General features: G+C 58.3%; 11 protein-coding genes. 9 read left to right on the top strand and 2 right to left on the bottom strand.

What is annotated here, in order from left to right:
* Nucleotides 1–9: 9 nt before the first annotated feature.
* The 6 genes from AC1RTP_RS08425 to AC1RTP_RS08450 are packed head-to-tail and all read left to right on the top strand — an operon-like array spanning nt 10 to nt 6,157.
* Nucleotides 10–1,611, top strand: coding sequence for a GMC family oxidoreductase (locus tag AC1RTP_RS08425; protein ID WP_498606362.1), 1,602 nt, complete (start codon nt 10–12; stop codon nt 1,609–1,611).
* An 18-nt stretch (nt 1,612–1,629) separates the two neighbouring features.
* Nucleotides 1,630–2,379 carry an ABC transporter ATP-binding protein gene (locus tag AC1RTP_RS08430; protein WP_498606364.1) on the top strand — a complete coding sequence of 250 codons (750 nt, stop codon included), beginning with the start codon at nt 1,630–1,632 and terminating at the stop codon, nt 2,377–2,379.
* Nucleotides 2,376–3,080, top strand: a complete 705-nt coding sequence (locus AC1RTP_RS08435) for an ABC transporter ATP-binding protein (RefSeq protein WP_498606366.1) — start codon at nt 2,376–2,378, stop codon at nt 3,078–3,080. Before AC1RTP_RS08430 ends, AC1RTP_RS08435 begins: the two co-directional genes overlap by 4 nt.
* A gap of 27 nt (nt 3,081–3,107) precedes the next feature.
* Nucleotides 3,108–4,304, top strand: a complete 1,197-nt coding sequence (locus tag AC1RTP_RS08440) for an ABC transporter substrate-binding protein (protein ID WP_498606368.1) — start codon at nt 3,108–3,110, stop codon at nt 4,302–4,304.
* Between the two features lie 5 nt (nt 4,305–4,309).
* Nucleotides 4,310–5,194 carry a branched-chain amino acid ABC transporter permease gene (locus AC1RTP_RS08445; protein ID WP_498606370.1) on the top strand — a complete coding sequence of 295 codons (885 nt, stop codon included), beginning with the start codon at nt 4,310–4,312 and terminating at the stop codon, nt 5,192–5,194.
* The gene (locus AC1RTP_RS08450) at nt 5,195–6,157 is read left to right on the top strand and encodes a branched-chain amino acid ABC transporter permease (RefSeq protein ID WP_498606372.1); all 963 of its coding nucleotides are present in this window, start codon (nt 5,195–5,197) and stop codon (nt 6,155–6,157) included.
* Here the strand turns inward: AC1RTP_RS08450 and AC1RTP_RS08455 are convergent.
* Both AC1RTP_RS08455 and AC1RTP_RS08460 read right to left on the bottom strand, forming a co-directional pair.
* Nucleotides 6,107–6,973 (bottom strand): REP-associated tyrosine transposase, encoded by an 867-nt coding sequence (locus AC1RTP_RS08455; protein WP_498606374.1) that lies wholly within the window; start codon nt 6,971–6,973, stop codon nt 6,107–6,109. The genes AC1RTP_RS08450 and AC1RTP_RS08455 overlap by 51 nt on opposite strands.
* Nucleotides 6,974–7,085: 112 nt before the next feature.
* Nucleotides 7,086–8,243, bottom strand: coding sequence for an iron-containing alcohol dehydrogenase (locus AC1RTP_RS08460; protein WP_498607143.1), 1,158 nt, complete (start codon nt 8,241–8,243; stop codon nt 7,086–7,088).
* 93 nt (nt 8,244–8,336) lie between these two features.
* Between AC1RTP_RS08460 and AC1RTP_RS08465 the strand changes: the two genes are divergently transcribed.
* The 3 genes from AC1RTP_RS08465 (at nt 8,337) to rsmG (ending at nt 11,828) form a co-directional block, all read left to right on the top strand.
* The gene (locus AC1RTP_RS08465; RefSeq protein WP_498606376.1) at nt 8,337–9,098 is read left to right on the top strand and encodes a TSUP family transporter; all 762 of its coding nucleotides are present in this window, start codon (nt 8,337–8,339) and stop codon (nt 9,096–9,098) included.
* 157 nt (nt 9,099–9,255) lie between these two features.
* Nucleotides 9,256–11,184: a tRNA uridine-5-carboxymethylaminomethyl(34) synthesis enzyme MnmG gene (gene mnmG / locus AC1RTP_RS08470; protein ID WP_498606378.1), complete on the top strand. Its 1,929-nt coding sequence runs from the start codon at nt 9,256–9,258 to the stop codon at nt 11,182–11,184.
* Complete coding sequence (rsmG, locus tag AC1RTP_RS08475) at nt 11,184–11,828, top strand: 16S rRNA (guanine(527)-N(7))-methyltransferase RsmG (RefSeq protein ID WP_498606379.1); 645 nt, start codon at nt 11,184–11,186, stop codon at nt 11,826–11,828. Before mnmG ends, rsmG begins: the two co-directional genes overlap by 1 nt.
* Nucleotides 11,829–11,836 lie beyond the last annotated feature (8 nt).

Raw genomic sequence — 11,836 nt, forward strand, 5'->3', positions numbered from 1 at the left:
GGAGCACGCTTGGAATCTGCAGGCCAGTTTGACTTCATCATCGTGGGCGGAGGGACAGCAGGCTGTGTGCTTGCCAATCGCCTGACGCAAAATCCAGAGAACCAGGTGTTGCTGATCGAAGCGGGAGGGAAGGATGATTACGTCTGGATCCACATTCCCGTTGGCTACCTTCACTGCATCAATAATCCGCGCACAGACTGGCTGTTCCGTACCGAACCGGATGTCGGATTGGGCGGCCGCAGCCTGATTTATCCGCGCGGTAAAGTCCTCGGCGGCAGCTCTTCGATCAACGGCATGATCTATATGCGCGGCCAATCCAGCGATTACGACCAATGGGCTGAAATGTGTGGCGATCCGCGCTGGCGCTGGTCGGAAGTGCTGCCTTTGTTCCGCAAAAGTGAAGACCACTATGCTGGTGCTTCGGATTTCCACGGCGTTGGCGGTGAATGGCGCGTCGAAAAACAGCGCCTGCGCTGGGACATCCTAGATGCCTTCCGCGATGCAGCCGAACAAAGCGGTATCCCAAAAATCGATGACTTCAACCGCGGCGACAATTTCGGCTGTTCGTATTTCGAGGTGAATCAAAAGCGCGGAATCCGCTGGAATACCGCCAAGGGTTTTCTGCGCGCTGCTACCGGGCGCTCTAACCTGACGCTGATGACCGGCTGCCATGTTGAAAGACTGGTGCTGGAAGAGGGCGTCTGCAAAGGCGTAGTTTTCACCGGCGGCGGTACACGCTGGAACGCGGAAGCCCGCGAGACCTTGCTGGCTGCGGGCGCAATCGGCACGCCGCAGATCCTCCAATTGTCCGGCATCGGTCCTGCCGAAGTGCTGGCACAAGCTGGCGTGAAACCCGTTCATGATTTACCCGGCGTTGGCGACAACCTGCAGGATCACCTGCAACTGCGCATGGTGTTCAAAGTTGAGGGCGCGAGCACGCTGAATACCCTGGCTTCGAACTGGTTCGGCAAGGCTCGCATTGGACTTGAATATGCACTGTTCCAGAGCGGGCCGATGTCGATGGCGCCTTCGCAAATGGGCGCCTTTGCGCGTTCGGGGCCGGAGCAGCTGACGCCGAATTTGCAATACCACGTGCAGCCGCTTTCGCTTGAGCGCTTCGGCGAACCGCTGCACGACTTCCCTGCTTTCACTGCCAGCGTTTGCAACTTGCGTCCCACCTCGCGCGGCCATGTGCGGATTGCCTCCGCCGATTCCTATGCACCGCCGAAGATTGCGCCGATGTACTTGAGCACCGACGAAGATAGGCGCGTCGCAGCAGCAGCACTAAACCTCACACGCAAGATCGTCGCGGCGCCGGCGCTGGCGAAATATAAGCCGCAGGAATGCAAACCCGGTGTGCATTTTCGCACTGACGAAGAATTGGCCGAGGCCGCGGGCGCTATCGGCACGACGATTTTCCATCCGGTGGGCACCTGCAAAATGGGGCGCGAGGACGACGTTTCGGCCGTCGTTGACAGCGAATTGCGGGTTCGCGGTGTGCGAGGCTTGCGCATCGCCGACGCTTCGGTGATGCCCACCATTACCTCTGGTAACACGAATTCCCCGGTAATCATGATTGCGGAAAAGGCAGCGTTGTTGTGTATGATCTAGCAAAACCGGGGAGACACGATGTCCGACTTCATCTTGGAAACAAAAGGTTTAACCAAGGAGTTCAAGGGATTCACAGCTGTCGCTAACGTGGACTTGCAAGTCCAGCGTGGGCATATCCATGCCTTGATCGGCCCAAACGGCGCCGGCAAGACAACCTGCTTCAACCTGCTCACCAAATTCCTGGTGCCGACGTCGGGCCAGATCCACTTTAATGGCAAGGACATCACGACTCACAAGCCGGCGCAAATTGCGCGCATGGGTGTGATTCGTTCGTTTCAAATTTCAGCAGTCTTTCCCCACCTGACCGTGCTCGAAAACGTGCGCATTGGCTTGCAGCGCAAGCTTGGAACGACTTTCCATTTCTGGCGCAGTGAACGCACGCTCGATCAACTGAACGGCCGCGCGATGGAGTTGTTGGACGAGGTCGACCTTGGCTCATTCGCCGACACGGTGACCGTCGATATGCCTTATGGTCGTAAGCGTGCTTTGGAAATCGCCACCACGTTGGCGATGGAACCGGAGCTGATGCTGCTCGACGAACCGACGCAGGGCATGGGGCACGAAGATGTGCACCGCGTGACAGAGTTGATCAAGAAGGTTTCGGCCGGCCGCACCATCCTGATGGTTGAACACAATATGAACGTGGTCTCCGGGATTTGCGACTGGATCTCCGTGCTGCAGCGCGGCTCGGTGCTCGCGGAAGGCCCGTATAACGAAGTATCGAGTAATCCAGTGGTGATGGAAGCCTATATGGGGACCGAGGCATGACGGCGGCGCTGGAGATCAGCCGGCTCCAAGCCTGGTACGGCGAATCGCACATCCTGCATGACGTGAACCTGACCGTGAATCCCGGTGAAGTGGTCACGCTCCTGGGCCGCAACGGCGCGGGCCGCACCACGACGCTTCGCGCCATCATAGGCCTGACCGGCGCGCGCAAGGGTTCGATCCGCATCAACGGCGAAGAAGCGATCGGCCTGGCTACGCACAAAGTCGCCCACCTTGGTGTTGGCTATTGTCCTGAAGAGCGCGGGATCTTCGCCTCGCTCACTACCGAAGAAAACCTGATGCTGCCACCTGCGCTGAAAACGGGGCAGGGCATGTCGGTAGAAGAAATCTACGAGATGTTTCCGAACCTTAAAGAGCGCCGCAACAGCCAGGGCACACGCCTGTCGGGCGGCGAACAGCAGATGCTGGCCGTGGCGCGCATCCTGCGCACAGGAGCACGCTTGCTGCTGCTGGATGAAATCTCGGAAGGGCTCGCGCCGGTGATCGTGCAGGGCCTGGCGCGCATGATCCGCACGCTGAAAACGAAGGGTTACACGATTGTGATGGTCGAACAGAATTTCCGCTTCGCGGCGCCGCTCGCGGATCGGTTTTATGTCATGGAACATGGTCGGATTGTTGAGAGTTTTGCGTCATCGGAACTGGATGCCCGCATGCCGGTCTTGACTGAGCTGCTGGGTGTTTGAAATTCAAAAATTGAAAACGGAGACACTATGAAACGCAAAGTAATCGCCCTCGCTGCAGCCCTGTGTGCATTCGGTAGCGCCCACGCCCAGATTTCTGGCGACACGATCAAGATCGGCTTCATCACCGACATGTCCGGCGTCTATTCCGACATCGACGGGCAAGGCGGCGCGGAAGCGATCAGGATGGCGATTGCCGATGCGGGCGGCGCGATCAACGGCAAGAAGATCGAGTTCGTATTCGCCGACCACCAGAACAAAGCTGATATTGCGGCCTCCAAAGCGCGCGAATGGTTTGACCAGCAGGGTGTGGACATGCTGATCGGCGGTACCAACTCCGGCGCCAACCTGGCGATGGCCAAAGTTGCAGCTGACAAGAAGAAGGTCTTCATGGTGATCGGCGCCGGCTCTTCGCGCCTGACCAATGAGGAATGCACGCCCTACACCGTGCACTACGCCTACGACACGGTTGCTCTGGCGCGCGGCACCGGCAGCACCATGGTCAAGCAGGGCGGCAAGAACTGGTACTTCCTCACCGCTGATTACGCCTTCGGCCACTCGCTGGAAAAAGACACAACCGAAGTGGTGAGCAAGTCCGGCGGCAAGGTGGTTGGCAGCGTGCGCCACCCCTTCCCTGGCACTGATTTTTCGTCCTTCCTGATGCAGGCTTCGTCGTCTGGTGCGCAGGTGCTTGGCCTGGCTAACGCTGGCGGCGACTTTATCAACTCCGTGAAGGCAGCCAATGAATTCGGCGTCGCCAAGAAGATGAAGATGGCCGGCCTGCTGGTGTTCATCAACGATATTCACTCCCTCGGCTTGAACGCCACCGCCGGGATGTACCTGACCGATGGCTGGTACTGGGACATGAACGACACCACGCGCGCATGGTCCAAGCGCTACTTCTCGAAAATGAAGAAGGAACCGTCGATGCTACAGGCGGGCGACTACTCCGCAGCGTCGCAATACCTGGCGGCGGTAAAGGCTGTAGGTACCGACGATTCGGACAAGGTGATGGCCAAGCTGAAGTCCACCACAATCAAAGACGTGTTCACCAATCACGGCGTGATCCGCCCGGACGGCCGCATGGTCCACGATATGTACTTGATGGAAGTGAAGAAGCAGTCGGACTCCAAGTACCCATGGGACTACTACAAGATCGCCGCCACGATTCCGGGCGATCAAGCCTATATGTCCAAGGCCGAAACCAAGTGCCCACTTTGGAAGTAAGCTAGATGGAGATCTTCGGCCGCCCGCTACCGATGCTGATGTCCCAGCTCTTGCTGGGGCTCGTCAACGGCTCTTTTTACGCCATGCTGTCGCTCGGCCTCGCTGTGATTTTCGGCCTTCTGAATGTGATCAATTTCGCGCACGGTGCCTTGTACATGATGGGCGCCTTCCTCGCGTGGATCGGCATGACTTACTTCGGTTTGAGCTATTGGAGCATGCTGGTGCTGGCGCCGTTAATTGTGGGCGTGCTGGGCGTGGTGATCGAGAAAACCATGCTGCGCTGGTTGTACAAGCTTGATCACCTTTATGGGCTGTTGCTGACGTTCGGAGTCACCCTGCTGATTGAAGGCGGTTTCCGTTCGTTTTACGGGGTCTCCGGGCAGCCGTTTGAAACTCCGGAGGCCCTGCAGGGGGCAACGGACCTCGGCTTCATGGTGATGCCGAATTACCGCGCCTGGGTAGTTGTGGCCTCTTTAGTGGTTTGCCTCGCCACCTGGTTCGTGATCGAGAAGACCAAATTGGGCGCCTACCTGCGTGCCGGCACCGAGAATCCGAAGCTGGTGGAAGCCTTCGGCGTCAACGTGCCGCTGATGGTGACGCTCACCTACGGCTTCGGTGTCGCTTTGGCGGGCTTTGCAGGCGTCCTGGCGGCTCCAATCCAGCAGGTGACCCCCTTGATGGGGGCGAACCTGATTATCGTCGTGTTCGCCGTTGTGGTGATCGGGGGCATGGGGTCGATTCTTGGCTCGATCGTGACCGGTCTCGCGCTTGGCGTGATCGAAGGACTGACTAAAGTGTTCTATCCCGAATTCGCCAACACCGTTGTGTTTTTGGTGATGGTCATCATCCTAATGATGCGCCCTGCTGGCCTGTTCGGGAAGGAAAAGTAGATGAACAAGAAGCTGGGCTACTCCATCGCGTTTTTGTTGGCGCTAGGCGCGCCGTTTGTCGGCTATCCCGTGCTGCTGATGAAGCTCCTGTGCTTCGCACTGTTTGCCTGCGCGTTCAACCTGCTGATTGGCTTCACTGGCTTGCTGTCGTTTGGCCATGCTGCATTCTTCGGCGCCGCAGGCTATGTGGCCGGCAACGCCCTGAAGAACTGGGGGCTGCCATTTGAACTAAGCCTGCTGGCGGCGGTTCTGGCTGGCGCAGTCATTGGCCTCGTGATGGGCGGACTGGCGATTCGTCGGCAAGGGATCTACTTTTCGATGATCACGTTGGCGCTGGCGCAGATGGTGTATTTCGGCGCCCTTCGCTTCACCGATTTCACCGGCGGCGAAGATGGCCTGCAAGGTATCCCGCGCGGCAAGCTGCTTGGGATGCTGGATTTGGGCAGCGACCTGACGATGTATTACGTGGTGCTGGCGATCTTCGTTGGCGGCTTTGTGATGATCATGCGCACCGTGCATTCCCCGTTTGGACAAGTGCTGAAAGCGATCAAGGCAAACGAGCCGCGCGCAATCTCGCTTGGCTATGACGTGGACAAGTACAAGCTTATGGCCTTTGTGCTTTCGGGTTCATTGGCCGCGCTGGCCGGCGCAACGAAATCGATCGTGCTTGGCTTCGAGACCCTGACCGACGTGCACTGGGCCATGTCCGGCCTCGTAATCTTGATGACGCTCGTCGGCGGCATGGGCACCCTGGTCGGCCCGATCATCGGCGCGATCCTGATCATCTCCCTGGAAAACAAGCTCGGCGACTTCGGCACGATGATGGCTAGCGCCACAGGCATCGAATGGTTCACCACCCTCGGCGAAGCAGTGAGCCTGGTCACAGGCCTGATCTTCGTCGCCTGCGTGCTTCTATTCCGCCGAGGCATCGTCGGCGAAATCATCGCACGCACCAACCGCTGAGCCCGTGTCAACCTTGGGGTCAGGCTCTTTGGTTGACACGAGCTGAGCCGTCGCATTGGGAAATGCAATGATGGCGCGGCTGATTGTTCTCGACGAAACTCCGAAGAATTCGCCTATCTCTTGGCGGGTATAGGCTGTTGATTGAAGGGCACGCGCCATTGCCTCGGTTCTGTTGGGGTATTGATCTGCATACTCCTGCAGGGATAACGCGTGCTCTCGTTTCGGATTCGGAAGCTGTCCATGGAGTCGAAGGGGATCAGGCATACCAATACCGGCGAGTACAAATTCTTTATATTTGCTGATCCGGCTCACCAAATCATCATTGCCAAATTGGCCCAGGAGCCAACTCGTTTCTAGCCAATCGGGCGCTGGCTCCGGCGAAAGAAAATGTTTATGACTGCTCCAGGCCCAATCTGCTGGGTCGTCTACCAGCTGGGCACGCACCGGATTCAGGCTCACATATCGTGAGACAGCCATTAGTTGTTGGTTAGATTCAATCAGGACTGCGTGAAAGCGACCTTGGATCACATGCCCTGAGGTGCCATGGCGTTTGTTGAAATGCTGGCAGTACCTTGCGTTCAGCATATGCATCACCTGTGAGAGATTGGCTAGGGGTGTCTCAATCAACAAGTGAAAATGGTTGGGCATGAGACAGTAGCCATGCACCTTGATCAAATGCTTGCCCACAGCTTCCGCAAGTAGGTCGAGCCAGATCAGGAAATCGCGCGTATCAAGGAAGATGTTGGCGCGCCGATTTCCACGCGCTGTGACGTGATAAATCGCATTGTTGAATTGGATGCGAGGTGGGCGGCTCATGTAATCAGATTAGCTGAGTTACACAGACCATCTTTGATGCTGCTCACGTAAACGGTTCAGCCCGTGTCAACCAAAGAGCCTGACCCCAGGGTTGACACGGGCTCGGCGGTAGTTAGAGTGCGAGCTGGTAGATGGCATAGGCGTCTTCGCGGGAGACGGGGCGGGGGTTGTTGCCGAGGAGGCGGGTTTGCTTCATGGCGTCGTCGGCGAGCAGGTCTAGGTCGTTCGCTGTGATGCCGACTTGGCGCAGGGTGCGTGGGAGCCCGGTAATCGTGGCGAATTGTTGCATTGCAACAGCGAGGGCTTCGGCGCGCGCCTCTCCACTGCCTTCGGCATGGGGCACGATAATGGTCGCGAGCTCTGCGTATTGTTCGGCGCAGGCTGAAGCGTTGAAGCGCAGTACGTGGGGCAGGACGAGGGAGTTCGATAGGCCGTGCGGGACGTGGAAGATGCCGCCGATGGGATAAGCCAGGGCGTGTACAGCGGCGACCGGGGCATTGGCGAATGCTTGCCCGGCTAGCATGGCGCCGAGCAGCATGGCCTGGCGGGCGGCTAGGTCTTGGCCGTTTTCACAGGCACGGATCAGGTGGCGGGACAGCAGGCTTAGCGCTTGCCGGGCGAGGTTGTCCGACAAGGGGTTCTTTTTGTGCTTGCTGGTGTAGGCTTCGATGGCGTGGACCATCGCGTCGATCCCTGTGGCAGCAGTCACGGCGGCGGGTAGTCCCAGCGTGAGTTCGGCGTCTAGGATCGCCAGGTCGGCGTACAACTGGGGTGCGACGATGCCCATCTTGCTTGTGGCGCCGGTCGTGACGATGGAGATGTTCGTGACTTCCGAGCCTGTGCCGGCGGTCGTCGGGATCTGGATCAGCGGTAGCCGTGGGCCGCGCACATTGCCGATGCCGTAGATTTCGGCCAGCGTTTGTGGGCTGGCGGCGAGTACGGCGACGATCTTGGCGACGTCCATTGAGCTGCCGCCGCCGAGTCCGATCACCAGTTCGGCTTGGCTCTGGCGGGCGAGCGCAAGGGCATCTTCGATCACGTGTTCAGGCGGATCAGGCAACACATCGGCAAATTGTTCCACGTGAAACATTGCCTGACGTAAGCTGGCAATGGGTGCTTCGGCCAAGCCGGTGCGCAGGAATCCCTGGTCTGTTACGAGCAGAACGCGGCGGATGTCTGGAAAGCGTGAGCGGAGTTCCAGGCCTAATCCTTTAGCAGCGCCGGGCGCAGACAGGATTGTCGGAACGGTAGCGAAGCTGAACGAGGTCAGTGTACTCATGGGGAAAGCTTACACCAGCCATCAGCGCCCTGCGCAGTTCCCCCGTACAATATTACGTTTCCGAATAAAGCTGGGGCAAGGTAAATGGTTGAGTATGGGTTGTTGGCGGGCGCTGCTTTTGCGGCTGGGTTTGTGGATGCCGTGGTTGGTGGCGGCGGGCTGATCCAGATTCCTGCTCTGTTCTCGGCGATGGGCAATACGCCTCCGGCTACACTGTTCGGAACCAATAAGGTGGCCAGCGTATTCGGTACCAGCGCGGCGGCAGTCAATTATGCGCGCCGTACTCCGATAGCTTGGACGACGGTGGCGCCGGCGGCGATCGCGGCATTTATGTTCGCCTTCCTGGGCGCATACACAGTAACCAGGGTTCCGGCCGACTTCCTGCGCGGACTGCTCCCCTTTGTTTTGCTTGCAGTCGCCGTCTACACTTTCTACCGGAAGGACTTGGGCAGTATCCACGCTCCTATCCATACCGGAACCAAGGAAAAGGTGCTGGCAATCCTGGTGGGGGCGGGTATTGGTTTCTACGACGGCTTCTTCGGCCCGGGTACTGGCAGTTTCCTCGTCTTCCTCTTTGTGCGCAGTTTCGGCTTTGACTTCCTGGGCGCCTCGGCTGCAGCGAAGGTTGTGAACGTTGCCTGTAATGTGGCGGCTATCCTGTTGTTCGGATTCACCGGCCATATCATTTGGCAACTGGGCCTGATGATGGCTGTCTGCCAGGTGGTCGGTTCTGTGCTTGGAACCAAGCTGGCGCTGAAGCATGGCAGCGAGTTTGTTCGGCGTCTGTTCTTGATTGTCGTGGGGCTGTTGATCATCAAAACGGGCTATGACGCTTGGCCAAAGTGATAGTGTTTCACGTGGAACAATGTTGAAAGGGTGCCAAACGGCGCCCTTTTTTGTTTCACGTGAAACATTGCGCGCAAAAAAATCCTGCTCAAAAAATTCGCAGGGTCGAAAAAACTTTATAATTCAGTTCGATCCCCAGCTTCTCCCCATTTTTACCATGTTATTTCCTACTGAATTCGACGTCATCGTTGTCGGCGGCGGTCACGCCGGTACCGAGGCAGCCCTCGCTTCTGCCCGTATGGGACAGAAAACTCTCCTGTTGACTCACAACATTGAGACGCTGGGCCAGATGTCGTGCAACCCATCCATTGGCGGTATCGGCAAAGGCCACCTCGTGAAAGAGGTCGACGCAATGGGTGGTGCTATGGCCATCGCAACCGATGAGTCAGGTATCCAGTTCCGTATCCTGAATTCCTCTAAAGGCCCAGCTGTGCGCGCGACTCGCGCCCAGGCCGACCGTATTTTGTACAAGGCTGCCATCCGTCATCGCTTGGAAAACCAGCCGAACCTGTGGCTGTTCCAGCAGGCCGTGGATGACCTGATGATGGAGGGCGACCGCGTGGTCGGCGCCGTGACCCAGATCGGTTTGAAGTTCCTGGGCCGTGCTGTCGTACTGACCGCCGGTACCTTCCTGGACGGCAAGATCCACGTCGGGCTGCAGAATTTCTCGGCTGGCCGCGCCGGCGATCCACCTGCCATTTCGCTGTCCGCTCGCCTGAAAGAGTTGAAGCTGCCGCAAGGCCGACTGAAGACCGGCACGCCGCCGCGTATCGATGGCCGCAGCATCGACTTCTCGCAAATGACCGAACAGCCGGGCGACCTGGACCCAGTGCCAGTGTTCTCAGTGATGGGCAATACATCCATGCATCCGCAGCAGCTGCCGTGCTGGATTACCCATACCAACCAGAAAACCCACGACATTATTCGTGGCGGCCTGGACCGTAGCCCGATGTACACCGGCGTGATCGAGGGTGTCGGCCCGCGTTACTGCCCGTCAATCGAAGACAAGATTCATCGCTTCTCGGCTAAGGAATCGCATCAGATCTTCCTGGAACCGGAAGGCCTGACGACCCACGAGTTCTACCCGAACGGTATCTCGACCAGCCTGCCATTCGATGTGCAGATCGAGTTGGTGCGTTCGATGAAGGGCCTGGAAAACGCGCACATCCTGCGTCCGGGTTACGCCATCGAGTATGACTACTTCGACCCGCGCGGCTTGAAAGCCTCGCTGGAAACCAAGGCCATCAACGGCCTGTTCTTCGCCGGCCAGATTAACGGCACCACCGGTTACGAAGAAGCTGCTGCCCAAGGCATGCTGGCGGGTATCAACGCCGCGCTGCAAACCAAGGGGGAAGAGGCCTGGACTCCGGCCCGTTCCGAAGCTTACCTCGGCGTGCTGGTCGACGACCTGGTCACCCAGGGCGTACAAGAGCCATACCGCATGTTCACCAGCCGCGCGGAATACCGCCTGAGCCTGCGTGAAGATAACGCTGACATGCGCCTGACAGAAATCGGGCGTAAGCTCGGCGTGGTTGGTGATGCGCAGTGGGAAGCATTCGACCGCAAGCGCGAGGCCGTGGCGCAGGAGCTCGAGCGCCTGAAATCGGTCTGGGTTAACCCACGCATCCTGGCGGCTGCTGAGTCCGAACGTGTGATTGGCCAAGCTATCGAGCGCGAATATTCGCTGGCCGATTTGCTGCGTCGTCCTGGCGTTGGCTACGAAAAGCTGATGACCATGACCGGTAACGAAGGCCAGCCGCTGGCAGGTCCAGGCGTCACCGACGAGGCAGTGATGGAGCAGATCGAAATCACCCTGAAGTATTCGGGCTACATCGATCGCCAGCTGCGCGAGGTCGAGCGTCACGAGCATTACGAAAACCTGAAGCTGCCGGAAGGCTTCAACTACGCAGAGATCACGGCGTTGTCGATGGAAGTGCGCCAGAAACTGCAGAAGCATCGTCCGGAAACCCTGGGCCAGGCTTCCCGTATTTCGGGCGTGACCCCAGCTGCAATTTCACTGCTGCTGGTGCACCTGAAGAAAGCCGGCTACGGCGGTTTCGTTACGCTGAAAGACGAGGCGGCTTAATGGCAGTGTTTGATCGCGCCGCACTGGCGCACGTACTGAAGAATGGTGTCGAACAGCTGGACCTGGGCCTGAGTGAAGCACAGCAGGAAAAACTGCTGGACTACCTCGCCCTGCTGAACAAGTGGAACAAGGTGTACAACCTGACGGCCGTACGCGACCCGATGGAAATGATGACCCTGCACGTTCTCGATTCGCTGGCAGCTGTGCCGGCCTTCGATAGTGCGCAGAATGTGCTGGATGTTGGGGCCGGGGGCGGATTGCCAGGCGTGGTTCTGGCAATCGCGCGGCCGGACATGAAAGTGTCGATGATCGACATCGTTCATAAGAAGACGGCCTTCCTGAACCAAGTGAAAGCAGAGCTGGAACTGAGCAACGTTACGGTGTACACGAAGAAGGTGCAGGAACTGCAGGTCAAGACGCCCTACGACGTCATCACCTCGCGAGCTTTTGCCGACCTCAGCGATTTTGTGAACTGGTCCGGGCACCTGCTGGCAGAAGGAGGGCGATTCATAGCCCTGAAAGGCACGGCGCCGGCAGAGGAGCGAGAGCGACTGCCAGACCCATGGAAAGTGAATGAGCTACAGCCTTTGCAAGTACCAGGACTGGACGCACAGCGTCACCTGGTCTTCATCGGCAGGACGTAAAGTATAAA

The sequence above is a fragment of the Pseudoduganella sp. GW821-FHT11H04 genome, from assembly GCF_058807935.1.